This window comes from Pseudomonas sp. WT-JTC, from assembly GCF_056711565.1.
This window is the reverse complement of the sequence record NZ_CM160042.1, coordinates 2,078,092-2,096,596: the sequence shown is the minus strand read 5'-3', so window position 1 is coordinate 2,096,596 and position 18,505 is coordinate 2,078,092. Positions and strand designations below refer to the sequence as shown.

Below are 18,505 nucleotides of genomic sequence, written 5' to 3'. Positions count from 1 at the left end.
CTTTGATGATAGGTCGGCCATGGCCAGGACCTACACTGCAGCAAACATTATCAACATTTGGTTAACCGACAACCTAATCACAAAAATGATTGGTCACGGACTCTCTAACTGGGGTTACTACTCCAACATTTTAGAGTTTAGTAGGAGCAACTACACTTTTGACCAAGCACTAACCAGACGAGACAACGCTGAAATATATGTATATTTATTTGAGATGGGAGCAATTTCTTTTGCGATTTTCGCATATGATCTATTTAGCATAGGAAAAAAATCCAAAACATTATCCCCACCTATATTTGTAGCTTGCATATATCTCTCATCTTTATTCTATCCAATTTACGGCTTTATCATGTACCTTATTCCCCTAATGGTAATCAGATGTGGAATATTCAGAGGACAACAGAATGCTAATCCACTTAATTAACCATTCTTCAAAGGAATTAGGAGGCGCGCAAAAAATATTAAAGCTTCTTTATGACGATAACGCAGAAGAATCAAAAATCATTTCGTTTGACTATATCCTAGATAAAAATGGTCAGCGACGATCCAGTACGCTCTATGCTTTCTTATTATTTGCTATCGAATTAGTCAAAAACCCAAACAACACATTTATTATTCACCACCGCATGTTTCTTCTACCCTTTATACTTTTTAAAAAAATCAATATTATATTCGTATGTCATAGTATTTTCCCTAATAAAAATTATATATTCAGCCTCCTGAGCAATACTAAATGTATTGCGGTATCACCCGAAGTCAAAAACTATCTACTCGATTTAAATCCAAAACTTAATGTCGTGACTATTTCTAATGGGGTATCGAGTAATCCATCAGAAAATTTTGAGCATCTAGACAATGACCTATTTGAAGTTGGATATATTGGGCGCCTGGGCACTGAAAAAGGAATTGATGTCCTACTTGATGCCTTTATTATATTTTCAAAGCAAAATAGTCATATTAAAACCAAACTACATATCGTCGGTTCAGGAGAGCTTGAGTCATTACTATTAACAAAAATCCAATCAGAACAAATGGAGGGAACAATTGTACTTCATGGCTACTCTGAAACGCCGTTTACTACACTCAAAAACATAGATCTATTAGTTGTCCCTTCTCAATACGAGGGTTTCGGCCTGGTTTTTTATGAGGCATTGGAAAGACGACATATGGTGTTAGCATCCAACATCCCAGTATTCCGAAAAAAGGATAACGATGTAGGAGTGTATTTTTTTACACCCAATGATCTGATAGACCTGGTTGAAAAAATAACCATATGTTACAAAAACCAAAAACAGTGGCTAGACAACAATAATACTCCCAAAAAACGGCATGACTTTTTTACAGTAGATGAAATGCTATCAAGATATAAAACAGCATTAAAGGCGCATGCTAAATGAACGACAACAATCTATTCGGCCTCCGTTACGAACTTGATTCAAAAGCAGAGACCATTTCAAAAATCTGTGCATCTATAGACAGCGGGCGAAAGTGTTTTGTTCGAAGCGACTTAAACGTTGCAACTATTGTTAACTGCCAAAAAGACCCAATACTTTTAAAGGCAGTCAATAGCTCTCATCTTATTAATATCGACGGGATGGGTGCGTTATGGGGGGCGAAGCTACTAAACCTCGCAATCCCCGAACGGGTAGCTGGTGTAGATTTGTTCACTGAATTACTAGAAGTTGCAGAAAAAAACAAGTATTCAGTGTATTTTCTCGGCGCGACTAGTCTAGTACTAGAGAATATGATTGAAAACGTTTCGAGCCGATTAACCAATCTCAAAATAGCAGGATATAACGATGGCTATTTTTGGGGAAGAGAGGCTGAAATAGTCGATCAGATCAATGCATCGGGTGCGAATATGCTTTTTATAGGTATCAAGTCGCCTGAAAAAGAAATGTTTATCTATAAGTGGGCTCCGAAACTTAACGTCGAATTTGTCATGGGCGTCGGTGGTAGTTTTGATGTCGTTTCTGGAAAAGTTAAACGTGCTCCTAGATGGATGCAGAACTCCGGATTGGAATGGGCATTCAGGATTTATCAAGAGCCGCGGCGCATGTGGAAAAGGTATTTAACGTCAAATCTTGCCTTCCTGAAAATGTTAATTCAGAGGAAACTAGAGACTAAATCATAGCCGAAGTAGATAGAAACACTACACCTCTCCAAGGCTCTGCTTTGTAACTCACTTAAATCAACCACCCGCCCATCTAGATCACGAAGTCAATACTATGAACCTGAGTAATAAAATCCAAAACTCATTCAAAGTTAAATCACATTGCACTGAAATCTTCAAAGTGCACACTGTCGATAGCTTGGTCAGCAAAGGAAAAGGTGGACTTTTCACTTCAAAGACCTCAATCGTAGGTGGTGGATATAACATTATCCCTAGAAGTTTTGTAGACGGCCTAGTAGTGCAGTCCAATCTAAACACCATAGAAACGACTGAAGACGACAACAACCATGTATTAGTTAAAGTTGGCTCTGGTGTTGTTTGGGATGATCTTGTTGGCTTTACTGTTAGCAAAGGCTATCTTGGGTTGGAAAATCTATCCTTAATTCCAGGTTCGGTTGGCGCGGCACCGGTGCAAAATATTGGTGCATACGGCGCGGAAGCTTCTACATTCATTCAGACGGTTCATTGCTACAACTTAAAAACTGGGATTTTCAGTGATTTAAGTAAAGACGAATGCGAGTTTGGCTATCGAACTAGTCACTTCAAATCCAAACCTGAACTTTTCATTTGCTATGTTACCTTTAGACTATGCAAATCAAATTTATCAGTAAAAGAGCTGATCAACTCAACAACATATTCAAAGCTCGAATTTCTGAAGGACACCCTTCGCCTAATACGTCTATCCTTTAAAAGCATAACATTTAAACTTTCCCCTCGGCCAAAAATCAAATTTAGCTTTTCTTGCATTCGGGATATTTTAACGCTTTGCATTCTCCCTGCTAAAATCAAGCGCAAGATTGTAAGTGTTATTAGGACCAAGACCCTTCACAACCCTGACAAAATAGGAAATTGCGGTTGTTTTTTTAAATGCCCTATTTTACCTTATGCAGAGTTTGAGGATTTAAGAAACCAGTTCCCAGAAATTGAATGGTTTGAGCACGACAAACAATCGGTTAAAATATCTGCTTGCTGGCTTATGAAAAAAACCAATTGGGCCGGGAAAAAGTCCAATAACGTACTTACCGATACAAAGCGTCCTGTCGTTTTATTAAATGCCGGAAGTGCTACCGGAGAGGACGTACTGCATGTCATGAGCCAAATTCAGCATGATATTAAATCGAAATTCAATATCTCCCTAGAGGCCGAAGTAGTTGTACTATAACACTCTCTAATCATACCGAGCTTCTCAGCCACTCTATGAACCTTGAAATGCAAACAAGGAATCTAGGGCATGATAGAGCGTTCAAAAACAATGGCTTCAGCGACTTAAAGTATAGAGACCACTTAACAGCAATTATAATTCGTAATTTTCAATACTGCGCGCTTATGAAAAATAGCAAAGCCTTCCCAAAAAAATCAAAAATCGCACACAGCTTTTTCGGCAGTTGATTATTTTATACTATGCGACGAAAGCTAAATCAGCCGGCTTGGAAAACCATTAGCGCAATGCTGGGTCACCCCCCAATAAAAATCGCTCATTAGTTGGATTTCAAGGCCAGGCGTGGCTTACCGGAAATGATTGCCGATACTTCGCACTGGCAAGCCACTAACCCACAACGCTATGGCCAGTGGCACTATTCATCACTTGTAAGGCGTGAAAATCAGGTGCGAACCACGACATTTGCACCACATACCCGTTAACAATTGTTATAAACAGCGAACATGTTAGAAAACGTCAGACCCATTAGGCGTCCTACGCAGGTATTCTTGAGGCAATAATCGCAAAATAAATCTCACTGAGGAATGGCCCAGAGGTCCACTCTCACCGAGTTCGAATCAATACTATCCTTAACGTTACTGGACGCTCAGAGTTTTTGGCCTTGCACGCTCGCTTCTTAGTCTCACCGCCAATACCGACGATGCATCAAAAAGGAATCTACCATGACCAAACTACTTGCTTCCGCTCTTATGCTTTCTTTGAGTGCCTCCGTTTTGGCCGCTGAGCCTCCCGCAGCGTCTTCTGCTCCAGGCACACCTGCAAAACCCGCAGCAAACGCTCCTTTGAATCTGTCCACCCCCCTCGTGGGCAGCCTGACCACAGGGACTGCTCTCGGCATCGGCGCGGCAGTTATAGCCGGTGCTGCTGCCCTGTCATCCAGCGGTGGCGGCAGCAACAATGACGGCGGCACTACTGGCACTACCGGCACTACCGGCACCACCGGTACACGCTAAGCGCACCGCGAGGTCGATAGCCTTCTACCACCCGGAGCAATCCGGGTGGTTCCGTTCTGACGTGTTCCCTCCACAAGTGTCCTCAATCATGATTCGTAGTTTGTCGCTCGCTGTGCTTGCAGGTATAGCCCTGCAAGGCTGTATGTTCTCACCCGGTCAACACCTGGATACCAGTCAGGTCGGCCGTGATGGCTCACCGGAAAGCAGTCGGATCGAGTTGATTCCGATAACGCCCAAACTGATTGCCCAGAACGCGGCGACAAAAGTGCAAGCCTCTGTGCCCGCCGAGTTGTTGGCGTACACGCCGGGGGCTTACCGGATTGGTGCAAATGATGTGTTGTACATCACTGTGTGGGACCATCCTGAGTTGACTGCGCCATCGGGTACGCAACAACAAATTGATGCGAACGGTCGTCTGGTACGCCCGGACGGCACCATGTTTTACCCCTATATCGGCAATATTCACGCTGCGGGTAAAACCATCGAGGAGCTTCGCGGTTTTATTGCCGAGCGCCTGACACAATTCGTCGACAGCCCTCAGGTTGATTTGAGTGTCTTGCGGTTTGCCAGTCAAAAAGTAGTTATTTCCGGTGCAATTTTAAAAGCCGGTCAACAGCCCATTACCACTTCGCCGCTCAGTGTCGTCGAAGCCCTGGGTACCGCGACTGTCGACCCGTTGAATGCCGACCTTGCCGGCCTGACACTGACCCGGGACGGACGTGAGTATCCGCTCGACCTGGACTCGCTCAACAGCAAAGGCTCGCAGCTGCATAACGTCTATTTGAAAGACGGCGATCAGTTGTACCTGCCCTACAACGACCGCAAGAAGATCTACGTCATGGGCGAGGTCAACCAGCCTCGGGCGCTCACGTTCAAGATCAATCGGATGAATCTGGCGGATGCGGTCGGCACGGTCGGTGGACTGAACCAGGCCACATCCAACGGCAATGCGCTGTATGTGATTCGAGGCGCCGAAAACCTTGAGACCGAGCCGGCAAAAGTCTTTCAACTGGACGCCGAATCGCCTACCGCCTTTGCTATCGCCAGCCGCTTCGATCTGCAACCCCAGGACATTGTCTACGTCGGCCCTGCAGGCGTGACCCGCTGGAACCGCTTGATCAGCCAGTTGCTGCCATCGGCCGTTATCCTGGGTACCGGAGCAGCGGCTCAAAACAATCTCAGTGAAGCCAGCAGTCGATAAGGTTTGAGCCGCTTTGAAAACTTTGCGTAACAGCGCATGCCTGGCGGTGGGTTTACTGCTGTGTGGCTGCAATCCGTTGATGCAGGCGTCCCTGGATACCTTTAAAGCCTCCACATTGGGCGTCCAGCCGCTGGAAGTGACTGCGGCGCAAGTGGAGGCCGTGCCCTATGCGCAGATCAAGGTCACCACGGACTCCAGCGTAGGTGTGTTGGCGAAGCTTCGCCAGCAGGGCGACCTGGAGTTCTGGGTCGCCTCCGGCAAGCAGGTGTTGTTGATGCGCGATGGCCTGGTCGTGCGCACTGTCGGCCTGGGCATCAATCTCGATGGCACGCGCTTCGACGGTGAATCGCCGTTCAAGCTTGGCTTGCAGCGATTGCCCGACGGTTACAGCAGTACCCGCTGGATTGATGTCTATCAGGGTCCGCGGGTCGGACTGGCTGTCAACAGTCGTTTCAGCCGACAAGACATCGAAACCGTTACCATCCTCGACAAGGACTATGCGTTGCAGCGCATAGACGAACGCGTCGACATACCCGAGCTGGGATTCAAGGCCACCAACCGTTTTTGGGTCAGGCCTGACGATGGCTTGATCCTGCAGAGCGAACAACATCTCACGCCGGAACTTTTCTTGAAGATTGTGCAATTGCGCCCTGATCGGGAGGCGGTTCGGTGAGATATTCGAAAACGCTGTTGGCTTGCCTGTTGCTGGCAAGTTCTGCGATGACTCAGGCCGCTGTCACCGTCACGGGTGATGTACAGAACGCCGGATCCTTTCCGTTCGTGCCAGGTGCACGCTTGCTCGATGCCGTCAGCCACGCACGCCCGAACGCCGAAAGTTACTGGCTGGCCGCCGCCTGGCTGCACCAGCCAATGGTAGAGCAGCAAATCCGCCTTAAAGCCGGTGTGCTGTTCGATCTGAAATTGCTGCAACGTGGGGCCTTGCTGGAAGAAAAAAGCAGCCTTGCGGCCCTGGCTGCGCGCTTGTTTGAAGAGGTCAGCCGACTACCCGTCACCGGCCGAAAAGTCGCGGTGCTCGACCCCGTGGCACTGGAGGTCGCGTTCGCCCGCAATTACCCGCTCAATGACGGCGACCAGCTGATTTACCCTCTACGCCCGACTACGGTCACTGTCCTGGGCGCAGTTGAAAAGCCCTGCACGCTGCCTTATCGCGCCCTGCAGCCAGCCCATGAATATCTCGAAAGCTGTCTGCCGGTGACCGACGCAGATGCCGATTACCTGTGGTTGATTCAGCCCGATGGCCAGGTCCAGCGAGTCGGTATCGCCGCCTGGAACCGTGAAGACGGGGTGATTGCCGCCGCCGGCAGCACGATTCTGGTGCCTGTGCGAAACGATGATCCGGATCTGCCTACCCCCGATTTGAACGAACAGCTGGCCCAGTTTCTCGCCACCCAACCGCTGCCCGAGGTGGCCCCTTGAAGTTACGTTTTGCCGCCGTAGTGTTGTTACCCTACAGCCTGGCTCATGGCGAGCCGCGTTTTACCCAGAATGATTTCGGTGGCGTCGGTTTGTTGCAAACCCCCACCGCACGGATGGCACCCGCTGGCGAATTCAGCTTGAACGCCAACCGCACAGACCCTTATTCGCGCTATAGCATTTCAATACAGCCCCTTGATTGGCTGGAAGGCAGTTTTCGCTATACCGCTATCAGCGACCGTAAATACGGGGCCGAATCATTCAGTGGCGACCAGAGTTATAAAGACAAGGCGGTCGATGTCAAAGCCCGCCTCTGGCAAGAAAGCCACTGGTTGCCCGAAGTCGCGCTCGGTTTTCGCGATGTCGGGGGCACCGGCCTGTTTTCCAGTGAATACTTTGTGGCGAACAAACGTTACTACGACCTGGATTTCAGCCTGGGCGTTGCTTGGGGCTACATCGGTAACCGCGGGGATTTCGAGAACCCGCTGGGGTACCTCGATGAGCGCTTTGATACACGCCCGGTAAACACGGGCGCGGACGCGGGCAACGTCAATACCAACTCGTATTTTCGGGGCTCGCCCGCGTTGTTTGGCGGCGTGGCCTATCAGACGCCCTGGTCGCCCTTGAGCCTGAAACTCGAGTTCGACGGTAACGACTACAAGCACGAGCCGCTGAAGAATAGCCTGAAGCAGGACTCGCCCATCAACATCGGGGCGGTCTTCAAGCTGAGTGACTCTGTCGATTTGACCGCCGGTTGGGAGCGCGGCAATACCGCGTTGTTCGGCATCACTTTTCATACCAATTTCGCCAGCCGCAAGGCGCCGGCCAAGCGCTACGACCCTGCCATCGAAGCGCTTCCGGCAAGTGCGCCGACTACGCCGCTTAATCAGGTCGACTGGGCCGGGGTTTCCAAACGACTGGAAGACAACGCAGGTTACAAGGTCGAGCGCATTGCTCAGCGCGATTCCGAGCTGATTGTGTATGGCGAGCAGTCGCGCTACTTCTACTCAGCCAAAGGCGTTGGCCGGGCCAGCCGGATTCTGGACAACAGCGCGAATGACGAAATCGACTGGTTCACGCTGGTGAACAAGCGTTACGACATGCCCGTGGAAGAAACCAGTGTGCCCCGCGAAACCTTCCGGGAGGTGGTGAACAACCGGCAAGACCTTGCGGACCTGCACCGCACCACCGAAGTGAACCGGGCCACGCCACACATTGAAAACACGCTGTACACCCAGGCCCTTGAGCGTTTTACCTATGGTATCGGCTTGGGTTACAAGCAAAACATTGGTGGCCCTGACGGCTTGCTGTACCAACTGACCGCTGATGTGGACGCAGAATACCGCTTTACCCGCAACACGTGGACGAGCGCGGTCATCAGCACCAATCTCCTGAACAACTTCGACAAGTTCAAGTACGACGCGCCGAGCAACCTGCCCCGAGTGCGGACCGATTTGCGCAAGTACGTCATCACCTCCGATGTAACGATGCCGACATTTCAACTCAACCATGCCAAGCAACTGGATCAGGACTTGTATGGCATGGTGTATGGCGGCTATCTGGAGTCAATGTTCGCCGGGGTCGGTGGTGAATTGCTGTACCGCCCCATGGGCGAGCGCTGGGCCTTGGGTGCTGACTTGAACTATGTACGCCAGCGTGAGTTTGACCAGGGGTTTGGCCTGCGCGGGTACAAGACCGTGACCGGTCACATCACTACCTATACGGAATTGCCGTTCGATTTGCAGGCGGCGGTCAGTGTCGGACGTTACCTGGCGCGCGATTGGGGTGCCACGTTTGATGTGTCGCATGAATTCAGTAACGGCGTGAAGTTCGGTGGCTGGGTCACCCGCACTACGGCCTCGTCTGAAGAGTTCGGCGAGGGCAGCTTCGACAAAGGTATCTATATCTCGGTCCCCTTCGACGAGCTGATGAGCGTTTCCACGATGCGTCGCGCCAATTTGGTCTGGGCTCCGCTGACTCGCGATGGTGGCGCGCGTCTTAACCGCCAGTATTCGCTGCACACCATGACCGATGGCCGCGACAAAGACGCGTTCTATAAAAACTTTGAGAAAATTACCGAATGAGTTCGTTATTCCTCGGTGTCACACAACTTCCCCAATGGATACGAACGCTGTTTTTCATCGGTGTTGGCGTGGTCTTGCTGACAGCCGGATTGCGAGCGCAACCGATTCCCGAAGCCTTTGCCCAGGAAGACAAACTGCATCACTTGGTTGGTTTTTTCGCATTGTCTTTTAGTTGCCGGCTGGCCTTCCCTCGGGTCAAGGCGCGCTGGATTGCCTTGGGCTGTCTGCTGACGGGGATCCTGATCGAATATGCACAAGGACTGATGCCGCTGCGCACGGCATCACCTTACGACGCCTTGGCGAATACTGTCGGTGTGCTGATCGGCTTGATGGCGTGGCGCTGGATGCGCCATTGGTCGTGCAAGCAGTCAGAAGTTCTCGATGTAATGCATCGCATTACAGAGCGAAACCGTTAGGCAGCCAGTCGAACAGTCCACTCAGTTCCCGGACACTCAAGACTATGGCTTCGTCCGTGAGCATAGCGAGAACACGCCTGCAAACATCAAAGCACTGAATCGACGCGACCAATTTCTGTTGTGAGAATTTGTACAAGAAAGGCCTGTAAACGGAATTTTTTCAGCTCTTGGGTGCCGCGCTTCTGAGCGGCCATCAATCTTTTGCAAGGCAGACCACTATGAACGCTTCCAGATCACCGATCGACTCTGTCTATAAATCGCTGGACCCTTTTGCACCCGGCAATATGGTTTTGGGGCAGAAGTTCACCGAGGGCAACAGTGGATTGATGGCCTGGTTGCGGACCTACGAAAATGCTCCCTCCACTATCACCCCGGAGCCAAAGTTGTTGGTGGAGCGCATCGGGCTCTTTCCTTCCTCGGGTGATATTCGGCGCATGGTCGGCAATCCCGTTGCGGTACTCGAACACTTGCGAACCCTGTATGCCGGTGAAGCACTGGATGTCGATGACAGTGACGGCCTAAGCCTGACGTTCGCTCAATGGCGCTTCAAGATCTGCCCAGCGGAGAGCGAGATCCTGCTGAAGGTTGAGAGTCGAGGCGATGTTGCACTGATGCAGAAAAAGACTGCAGAGCTGCTGGATCGGATCGAAGACAAAAATAGTAGTGAGTGCTGGTGACGCCACTTCGCCAGAACTCACAATCGCAGCAAAATCTACAACCTTGATGATTCGCCGGCAGTGCGCCAGTGAGGCTGCATGAATGCCTTTTCTGCCCCCGAAAGAGTTACTGCGAAAGAGTTCAAGAGCTTCTCAGCTGTATATTTTGGAATGCTCGTACTCAGCATGATAATCGCGAGCCCCAGCATGAGGGCCGTCCGGGGAATTTTACGAACCTCCTTTCTCTCCAGCCTGAAAAGAAATACGCACGCCGCGGCTGACCCCACCACCGCCCCGGCAATGGCTTCCGGCAGGGGATGAATCGTCTGCCCGACATACTGGACGCTGAACCACCAGGTCGACAGCAGCCCCGCCCCCAGTGCCAGCCAGCGAAGACGATGATCCAGTTGGCGCAACAGCAAACTCAACACAACGGTCGACACCAGGCAGGCGTTCATTGCGTGGCCGCTGATGACTGCGATATCCAGGCTCTCCAGGCCGATTCCCCAGCCCTTGAACAGTACTTTACTGATACCTACGACGAAATAGGCTATGAACAGTACGCCTAGCCATAAGAGGGCGAGTTTTCTCGATGCGGTGCACCATAACCAACCAGCGACGACCATGGCCGCTGGAAGCATGACGGTGATTCCGGCGTATTGTGTGATGTACAGTTTTGAGACCAATCTACTTCCTCACGCCTCGTGCAATTTTCCAGTGTAATGGACACTGGGCGCGTGTTCAGAAGACACAATGCTCATCGATCCGAAAAGCACTTCAGACGATTCTCTACGACAACCACCGAATAACTCGCGATGTGCATTGCCAGGCCGTCCTCTATCAGGGCTTCCAGCAAGGCAGCTTGTGCCGCGAAGCGCAGGTCGCGATTGAGCTTTCGAGACGCGTGCATCTGATCGATCAGGACATGCGTGACTTGATAAGGGGTGTTGACTCTCAGACGCCCCAACCAGACGGGGATTTTTTTTGCGCTTTTGGATTGCCCGATACTCAGCACGCAGGTCGCCTTGTCCGAAGCGTTGCCTTTCGAAACCTCCATGATTTCTTCAAACACGCCGGTCAGTTTTTTTAGTGCGTAGCCAAGCATCAAATCATCAAATGCATCCAAAAACATATTCCTCTTCACGTTGTGAAGTTATTTCTACAAACACATATTCGCGATTATTACATTACACTTTATTTTATATATGTACTGGACGTATTCTAACGATCAAGACCTCTGTCAGATAACATTACACTTGTTAGCGCGAAGACTAACTTGACCACGGTATTAATTGACTTTTTATAACAATTATTGAGCCCGCATTCGAACTATATAGACTTCAACGATATCGATAATTACGCGCAAGGTGATGCGTGAGTTATCAGAGGATTCAGGGGCCAGGTGATCCGGTTGCAAGGCGTTAACCGTCCGGTCAGTTGAACCTGTGAGCCCGCTTGGCATCTTATTCATCGATACCATGCCCCGCCTTTCAAACAGCCGTTTTCAGGTTGTTGCCGCAGGGGCCGCCGATACACGTACACGCCCTTGAGTGGCTGTCAGCGCTCGGGTAATGTCATCAGACCCATAGGACAGAGCACGCCCATGACTTCCAAGCTGGAACAACTCAAACAAATGACAACCGTGGTTGCCGACACCGGCGACTTCGAAGCTATCGCTCGCGTTAAACCCGTGGACGCCACCACCAACCCTTCACTGCTGCTCAAGGCCGCGGCCATTCCCGCGTATGCCGAGTTGCTGAACGCCAGCGTCAATGACTGCAAGGGCGATGTCGGCCTGGCCAGCGACCGCTTTGGCGTGGCCGTGGGGCAAGAAATCCTGAAAGTGATCCCGGGCCGTATTTCCACCGAAGTGGATGCGCGTCTGTCGTTCGACACTGACGCCATGTTGAAGCGCGCGCATCGCCTGATCGAGCTGTACGACAAGGCTGGCATTGGCCGTGGCCGCGTACTGATCAAGATCGCATCCACCTGGGAAGGCATCCGCGCTGCCGAAATCCTGGAAAAGGAAGGCATCCAGACCAACCTGACCCTGCTGTTCTCCTTCGCTCAGGCCGCCGCTTGTGCCGACGCCGGAGTGTTCCTGATTTCGCCGTTCGTGGGCCGTATCTATGACTGGTACAAGAAAGCCAACGGCAACGACTACACCGGCGCGGATGATCCGGGCGTGCAGTCGGTGACGCGCATCTACAACTACTACAAGGCCAATGACTACAAGACCGTGGTCATGGGGGCGAGCTTCCGCAATCTGGGCCAGATCGAACAACTGGCCGGCTGCGACCGCCTGACCATCAGCCCGGACCTGATCGACAAGCTGGCGGCGGATACCGGCAAGCTGGAGCGCAAGCTGGTGCCGGGCAATGCCGGTGAAGCGCGCCTGAGCCTCAACGAATCGCAGTTCCGCTGGCTGTCCAACGAAGATGCGATGGCGACCGAAAAACTGGCTGAAGGCATTCGTCAGTTCGCGCGGGATCAGGAGAAGCTCGAGGCGTTGTTGCAGGCCAAGCTGTAACAGCTGACAGGCCAACGCAAAAAGGGCGAACCCTCACAGGTTCGCCCTTTTTTTTGTATGTGCCTGGTGACTGTCAGGACGCCATCGCGAGCAAGCTCGCTCCTACAGGGGATCAGTGCCGCTCGAGGGCATTCACCAGGTCATGGAAGGCTTCGCGATTGGTGTCGTTCAGGCCCATGAGGATTTTGTGCGCTTCGAGCACTTTGATCCGCACCACTTCTTCGGACTGATCCTGGTCTGGCAGGTCGTCCAGGCATTCCGGGCACGGTACAGGCTTGTCAACGATGTTGAACACCTGCTCGAAGCCCATGGACTGCAGTAGACGCGTGATGTCTTCGTGGGTGGTGACGACGGTCGGCAGCAGGCCGACTTTCTGCCGCGACAGGATCGACAGCTTGGCCAGCAGGCCAAGCGTGGTGCTGTCGATGCTGCGGGTTTCGGTCAGATCGATCACGATCGCGTTGAAATTCAACGCGTTGAAGATCCGCTCGATAGTCGCATCCAACGCCGAACACAGGGTCAGGCGAACTTCACCGACGAACTTCAGGACGAAGGTGCCATCCTGCTCGGCGAACTGGATTCTACCAGTACTCATCAAAGATTCCTGCTCAACACCAACAGGGCGATATCATCCGGCATCTCCCCTAGCGTGGCCAATCCAAAAACCTGCCGCAACCCATCCAGGGTGCCGCCCGCAGCCTTGACCCGTTGGGGCAACGCCGCTTCTTTTTCTTTGAGTGTGGGTTCTGGCAAAAGATCCAGAATGCCATCAGACATTAGCGTCAGGCTGAACGTCGGTGGCAGTTCCAGCACGTGGTCTTCGTAAGTGGCCTCGTTGAAAAGGCCCACCGGCAGACCACGCCCATCCAGATAACGAACACTGTCTGGCGTGTACAACACTGGCAACGGCAGATGACCGCCGATGCTATAGGTCAACAAACCTGTCTCCTCGTCGATGACTCCACCGACCATTGTGACGTGTTTACCCAGCTTACAACTGATCAGGCCCCGGTTGATATGACCAAGAACCTCTGAAGGCTTGAATTCCGGCAAGGTGCCGCTGCGCTTGGATTCGAACAGCAGGCGCGTGGTCATGAACTTCAACAGCACCGTGACGAAGGCTGAAGAGGCGCCATGACCGGAAACGTCCGCCAGGTAAAAGGCTACCCGGCGCTCGTCGACCCGAAAGTAGTCGACGAAATCACCCGACAGGTACAGCGACGGGATGATCTGGTGAGCGAACTTGAACTCGTCGATGGCCCATGGGCTGACCGGCAGCATGTTCATCTGTACCTGGCGACCGGCGTTCTGGTCCTCCTGGAGCAGGTTCAGGCTGGCGGCGAGCTCGCGGTTGGCCTTCTCCAGCTTCTCGCGGTAGCGCTGATTCTCCAGCAACAGGCGCGCACGATCCAGGGCCCGGCGCACAGAGTGCTCGAGCACGGCCAGATCTTCGAGAGGCTTGATCAGGTAGTCCGCTGCGCCCAGGCGCAGGGCTTCGACCGCGTCGTTCATCACGCCCGCACCCGAAACCACAATCACCGGCGTTTGCGGCGACAGCTCGGTGACCTGGCGGATGAGTTCGAGTCCGCCCATCTGCGGCATGCGCAGATCGCAGATGACCAAATCGGGCTTGTCTTGCTCGAATACCTGAAGACCCTGCTGACCATTGCTGGCCTGCAAGACGCTGAATCCACTGTCTTCCAAATAGGCGGCGAGGCTCGCGCGCACTACTTCGTCATCATCGATTATCAGCAGCGTGGCACTGGTTTTTGGCATGTGGGCAAACGGCGCCAGAATTAGGTTGGCGTAGCAGGCGGGGACTACAGCCCGGCACTGACTACTGGATTCGCTTTCTAGCCTCTCTGTCGCACCGCTTTCGGGCATTTGCCCTACACACATGTTCACCAGAGGTGCCCTTCTAAGGCGCAGACGGTACTCCCATCCGCGGGGCGTTTCAAGCTCACGCCGATGGTCGCTTGACGTCTTTATTTGTCAAATCACCGAGAGTTATAAGAACAGACAAATCCGTAACCCAATGGAAGGATCGAACCCATGAGTCAAACCGCTCGGGACTACAGCGAAAAGCGCTATTTCATCCACATGGGGACCGATTCCGGTCAAGCCGCGCTTCGCGAATAAAAAAAGGCGACCTTGAGGGTCGCCTTTTCAATTTACCGGTCGAGGTTAAAAATCGTCTTCGACCTGACCGTCTTTCACCTTGAATTCACGGTTCTGCAAGTACGCGTTACGAATGAAGGTGTACTTGTCGCCGGTGATCAGCTTCTCGCTCGACAGCAGGTTGGCACGGGTATCGATGATGTCCAGGGCAAAGAACGAGTTACGCACAGGCACGTCGTTGACGTAACGATAAGCACCGGTATAGCTGTCGACGTACTTGGACGGCGCATCACGCAAGGTGCTTGGCCCCAGCAGTGGCAGCATCACGTAAGGGCCGCTGCCGACACCCCAGTAACCCAGCGTCTGACCGAAGTCTTCATCATTGCGCTGCAGGCCCATCTTGGTGCCGACATCAATGACGCCCAGCAAGCCGAAGGTGGTGTTGAAGATGATTCGTGCGGTATCAACGCCTGCGGCGCGAGGTTTGGCCTGCAGGATATCGTTTGCCAGGTTGCGCACATCGCCGATGTTGCGGAAGAAGTTGTGAACGCCGTCTTCGACAAACTGCGGCGTCACGTACTGGTAGCCCTGGGCCAGGGGTTTCAGCGCGTAGGTGTCGATCACATCGTTGAACTTGTAGATCGGGCGGTTGACGCTTTCCCAAGGATCCTCTTCCGTGGCTGCCTGGGCAACGAACGGAACCAGCATCGCACTGGCGCATACACAAATCCTGGCTAGATGATTGCTCCAGCGCATAGAAAAAAACTCCTTGGTCTGTACCGGCTCGGGCGCTTGGCCCAGGCAATAAGTTGGTAAGTATATGACGTAAACGCCGTTTAAGGCACTTTGCACAAAAGCCACACCGACGGAATCGTGCCAAATGTGAGCGATTCACACCCATGTCACTCAACTGTCACCGTCGCCCACTAGCCTTCAGGCTATTTCAGGGACGTCCTCATGCCACTCGCCGAAGCCTTGCTCCAAACTGCCCCCAGCCTTACCGCCGTACTGTTCGGCCTCAGTGGCTGCCTGGTGGATTTCGGCGCACACACGCGCCGGCACGGCAGCCATTCGGCCGAACACGCCGAGGCCACGCCCGGTGCACTGGATAGCCTGCACAGCTTGCAGCGCCAGAAAATCCCCTGCGCCTGGCTCGATGAACTGCCCCCTGCCCTCAGCCAATCCCTGGCCGCTGCGCTGCCGGAGTGGATCAAACCATCGCAACATCCAGAAACATACATTCCTTGGCCCGCCCCGAATGCCTGCTGGCAGGCCTTGATGGCCCTGAACGTCGACCGACTCGACGGCTGTGTACTGGTGAGCGGTGAGCCCCGCTTGCTGCAAGCGGGGCTCAATGCCGGGTTGTGGACCATCGGCCTGGCGTCCTGCGGCTCGCTGTGCGGGTTGACGCCTCAGGAATGGCACGCGTTGACCCAGCAGGACCGCGACATCAAACGCGCCAAGGCGACGATGCAGCTGTTCGGCCTGGGCGTGCATTCGGTGATCGATCACCTCGGTGAACTCGACACCTGCCTGGCCGATATCAGCTTGCGTCGGCTCAAGGGCGAAAAGCCCTGACCGAGATCATGCAGGTTGCGCGCGAGTGGATTAATCTAAAGGGAAGCCATAGATCTTTGGCGTGCCGCCTTGGCGTGCCGCTGCGGTCTATGCCAGTGCCTATCGAGAAAAGGAAGAACGCCATGCCTGCCCGCGAACTGCAAGAACAGCTCAATGCCCTGCGCGAGCAATTGGAACAGAATCCTCCGTTGTCTGAAGAAGAACGCGCCGAACTGTACGAGCTCATGCAGCAGATTGAACTGAAGCTTGAGCTTGAAACCAAAACCCAGGACTCCAGCCTCGCCGACGGCGTCAACCTGGCCGTTGAGCGCTTTGAAGTCGATCACCCCGCCATCGCTGGCACCTTGCGCAACATCGTGAACGCCTTGGTCAGCATGGGTGTCTGACACCCCTTCCCTGAATGAAAAAAGCCCTGCTGGCGATAGCAGGGCTTTTTCATTTCCACGATTGGCAACCCACAAATCCCCTGTGGGAGCGGGCTTGCTCGCGAAGGCGTAGTGTCAGCCAATGAAGTCTCGACTGACACACCGCCTTCGCGAGCAAGCCCACTCCCACATTGGCAATTTACTGGCGGACCAGGCGATGGTTCGGCAGCTGCACTTCTTCAGTACTGCGATACGGGTTGATATCCAGCCCGCCACGACGCACATAACGCGCATACACCGTCAGTTTCTCCGGCTTCAGCAACCGCTGCAGGTCGAGGAAGATCCGCTCCACACATTGCTCATGGAAATCCGAATGCTGACGGAAGCTGACGATGTACTCGAGCAGACTCGCGTGATCCAGCGCCGCACCACGGTACTCCACCGCCACGCTGCCCCAGTCCGGCTGGCTGGTGACCGGGCAGTTGGACTTGAGCAAATGGCTGTGCACGCACTCCTCGACAATGTGCGAATCATCGCAACGCAGCAGTTCCGGGCGTGGATGCTCGTAGTTGCTGACGCTGATATCCAGCTCATCGATGCACACGCCCGGCAACGCCACGACGCCTTCGCTCTCGACATCCTTGAGACTGCGGATGCGCACACCCACCGGCTTGCCGGCAGCCACCGACAAATCCCTGGCCAGCGTCGCCTCAAGGCTCGCGGTATCGGCAAACGGCGTCTGGTTCAGGGAGTTGAGGTACAGCTTGAACGACTTCGATTCGATGATGTTCGGCGAATCCGCCGGAATGCTGAATTCGCCGATCGCCACCACGGGCTTGCCCGACGGCAGCAGCCAGGACAGCTCGAAGCAGTTCCAGAAGTCCACGCCTTTATACGGCAGGGTTTGCGCCGTCAGGCCCAGTTCGGCCCACTTCGCGGTGCGCGGGATCGGGAACAGCAAGGACGGCGTGTAAGTGGCGATGTATTCGCTGGACTTGCCCAGCGGCGAGTGTTCGGCTGCGGGATGCATGGCGGAAACCTGACTGAAGAATCAGCGGATTCTATCAGCCTTTGCTCCCGCCTTTGAGTGCTTACTGACTGACAGTCAGTTTACCGACCATGCCGGCCTGATAATGGCCGGGGATGTTGCAGGCAAACTCGAGGTTGGTGGCCTTGCTGAAAGTCCAGGTCAGCTCGGCGGTCTGGCCCGGCTCCACCAGCACGCTGTTCGGATCGTCATGCTTCATGCCGTGATCCATTTTGCCGTGATCCATGCCGGCCATGTCGCCATGGCCCATTGCCTTCATGGCGGTCGGCGTCAGCATGCCGCTCTGTTGCATCTGCAACATTTCCTGCTGGTGCCTGGCATGCATCGCCGCATCCCCGAGATTGAACTCATGCAACAACTGGCCTTTATTGACCAGTACGAAGCGCACGGTTTCCCCGGCCTTGATGTCGATGGCCTGCGGCGTGAAGGACATGTCACCCATGACCACCTCGACACTGCGGGTCGCCTTGGCCGCCGGGGCCGGTTGGCCGAAGTCGTAGGTCTGCCCGGCGTCCGCCCACACCGGTGAACTCAGCGCCAGCAAACACACGATTTGCGCCACGGATTTGCGTAAAAACATCGTCGTACTCCAACAAGATAAGGCTCAGCATGCACAAAACTCTAAACTGCTGCCACTGCCCGCAACCTGACAGCCAGATTACAACTTTGTCAGGTTGACCTGTGTGAACGCTGCCCACGGTATAAAGCGTTCGTACCATTTGCCACGAGT

The 18,505-nt window shown here is 53.3% G+C and carries 19 protein-coding genes; 12 read left to right on the top strand and 7 right to left on the bottom strand.

The annotated features are described in order from the left end of the window. The first annotated feature begins 404 nt into the window (after window positions 1-404). The 9 genes from AC06G5_RS09490 to AC06G5_RS09450 all read left to right on the top strand — a co-directional run bounded on the left by AC06G5_RS09490 (window position 405) and on the right by AC06G5_RS09450 (window position 10,157). The gene (locus AC06G5_RS09490; RefSeq protein ID WP_480459310.1) at window positions 405-1,397 is read left to right on the top strand and encodes a glycosyltransferase; all 993 of its coding nucleotides are present in this window, start codon (window positions 405-407) and stop codon (window positions 1,395-1,397) included. Then, on the top strand, window positions 1,394-2,134 hold the full coding sequence (locus AC06G5_RS09485) for a WecB/TagA/CpsF family glycosyltransferase (protein ID WP_480459309.1): 741 nt from the start codon (window positions 1,394-1,396) through the stop codon (window positions 2,132-2,134). The genes AC06G5_RS09490 and AC06G5_RS09485 overlap by 4 nt, the downstream gene beginning before the upstream one ends. Before the next feature lie 94 nt (window positions 2,135-2,228). Beyond that, the gene (locus AC06G5_RS09480) at window positions 2,229-3,335 is read left to right on the top strand and encodes an FAD-binding protein (RefSeq protein WP_480459307.1); all 1,107 of its coding nucleotides are present in this window, start codon (window positions 2,229-2,231) and stop codon (window positions 3,333-3,335) included. Between the two features lie 1,098 nt (window positions 3,336-4,433). Further along, window positions 4,434-5,546 (top strand): polysaccharide biosynthesis/export family protein, encoded by a 1,113-nt coding sequence (locus AC06G5_RS09475; protein WP_480459869.1) that lies wholly within the window; start codon window positions 4,434-4,436, stop codon window positions 5,544-5,546. Between the two features lie 13 nt (window positions 5,547-5,559). Further along, window positions 5,560-6,219, top strand: coding sequence for a YjbF family lipoprotein (locus AC06G5_RS09470; protein ID WP_480459306.1), 660 nt, complete (start codon window positions 5,560-5,562; stop codon window positions 6,217-6,219). Further along, window positions 6,216-6,983, top strand: coding sequence for a capsule biosynthesis GfcC family protein (locus AC06G5_RS09465; RefSeq protein ID WP_480459304.1), 768 nt, complete (start codon window positions 6,216-6,218; stop codon window positions 6,981-6,983). Before AC06G5_RS09470 ends, AC06G5_RS09465 begins: the two co-directional genes overlap by 4 nt. After that, window positions 6,980-9,064, top strand: coding sequence for a YjbH domain-containing protein (locus AC06G5_RS09460; RefSeq protein WP_480459302.1), 2,085 nt, complete (start codon window positions 6,980-6,982; stop codon window positions 9,062-9,064). Before AC06G5_RS09465 ends, AC06G5_RS09460 begins: the two co-directional genes overlap by 4 nt. Further along, complete coding sequence (locus AC06G5_RS09455; protein WP_413421463.1) at window positions 9,061-9,480, top strand: VanZ family protein; 420 nt, start codon at window positions 9,061-9,063, stop codon at window positions 9,478-9,480. Before AC06G5_RS09460 ends, AC06G5_RS09455 begins: the two co-directional genes overlap by 4 nt. 218 nt (window positions 9,481-9,698) lie before the next feature. Beyond that, window positions 9,699-10,157, top strand: coding sequence for a phosphohexomutase domain-containing protein (locus AC06G5_RS09450; protein WP_413705346.1), 459 nt, complete (start codon window positions 9,699-9,701; stop codon window positions 10,155-10,157). A gap of 35 nt (window positions 10,158-10,192) precedes the next feature. On the opposite strand, the gene AC06G5_RS09445 is transcribed toward AC06G5_RS09450, so the two are convergent. Continuing rightward, window positions 10,193-10,822 carry a hypothetical protein gene (locus AC06G5_RS09445; protein WP_413705347.1) on the bottom strand — a complete coding sequence of 210 codons (630 nt, stop codon included), beginning with the start codon at window positions 10,820-10,822 and terminating at the stop codon, window positions 10,193-10,195. A 71-nt stretch (window positions 10,823-10,893) separates the two neighbouring features. Beyond that, entirely contained in the window at window positions 10,894-11,268 is a 375-nt protein-coding gene (locus AC06G5_RS09440; protein WP_480459299.1) for a hypothetical protein, read from the bottom strand. Between the two features lie 471 nt (window positions 11,269-11,739). Between AC06G5_RS09440 and tal the strand changes: the two genes are divergently transcribed. Then, complete coding sequence (tal, locus tag AC06G5_RS09435) at window positions 11,740-12,666, top strand: transaldolase (RefSeq protein ID WP_413705348.1); 927 nt, start codon at window positions 11,740-11,742, stop codon at window positions 12,664-12,666. Between the two features lie 112 nt (window positions 12,667-12,778). Here the strand turns inward: tal and rssC are convergent, their stop codons facing one another. From rssC to AC06G5_RS09420, 3 genes are all read right to left on the bottom strand, one after another. Further along, the gene (gene rssC, locus AC06G5_RS09430) at window positions 12,779-13,261 is read right to left on the bottom strand and encodes an anti-sigma factor antagonist RssC (protein ID WP_085716736.1); all 483 of its coding nucleotides are present in this window, start codon (window positions 13,259-13,261) and stop codon (window positions 12,779-12,781) included. Beyond that, window positions 13,261-14,442, bottom strand: coding sequence for a two-component system response regulator RssB (rssB, locus tag AC06G5_RS09425; RefSeq protein ID WP_043302549.1), 1,182 nt, complete (start codon window positions 14,440-14,442; stop codon window positions 13,261-13,263). Before rssB ends, rssC begins: the two co-directional genes overlap by 1 nt. A 408-nt stretch (window positions 14,443-14,850) precedes the next feature. Next, on the bottom strand, window positions 14,851-15,540 hold the full coding sequence (locus AC06G5_RS09420) for an MlaA family lipoprotein (RefSeq protein ID WP_085716738.1): 690 nt from the start codon (window positions 15,538-15,540) through the stop codon (window positions 14,851-14,853). Between the two features lie 201 nt (window positions 15,541-15,741). On the opposite strand from AC06G5_RS09420, the gene pcrP reads away from it, so the two are divergent. After that, window positions 15,742-16,362 carry an HAD superfamily inactivated hydrolase PcrP gene (pcrP, locus tag AC06G5_RS09415; protein WP_480459298.1) on the top strand — a complete coding sequence of 207 codons (621 nt, stop codon included), beginning with the start codon at window positions 15,742-15,744 and terminating at the stop codon, window positions 16,360-16,362. 122 nt (window positions 16,363-16,484) lie between these two features. Further along, window positions 16,485-16,748, top strand: a complete 264-nt coding sequence (locus AC06G5_RS09410) for a DUF4404 family protein (protein ID WP_413421449.1) — start codon at window positions 16,485-16,487, stop codon at window positions 16,746-16,748. A gap of 178 nt (window positions 16,749-16,926) precedes the next feature. On the opposite strand, the gene queF is transcribed toward AC06G5_RS09410, so the two are convergent. Beyond that, window positions 16,927-17,757 carry an NADPH-dependent 7-cyano-7-deazaguanine reductase QueF gene (gene queF / locus AC06G5_RS09405; RefSeq protein WP_413705349.1) on the bottom strand — a complete coding sequence of 277 codons (831 nt, stop codon included), beginning with the start codon at window positions 17,755-17,757 and terminating at the stop codon, window positions 16,927-16,929. Between the two features lie 61 nt (window positions 17,758-17,818). After that, window positions 17,819-18,355: a copper-resistant cuproprotein CopI gene (gene copI / locus AC06G5_RS09400; protein WP_480459295.1), complete on the bottom strand. Its 537-nt coding sequence runs from the start codon at window positions 18,353-18,355 to the stop codon at window positions 17,819-17,821. Window positions 18,356-18,505: the final 150 nt, after the last annotated feature.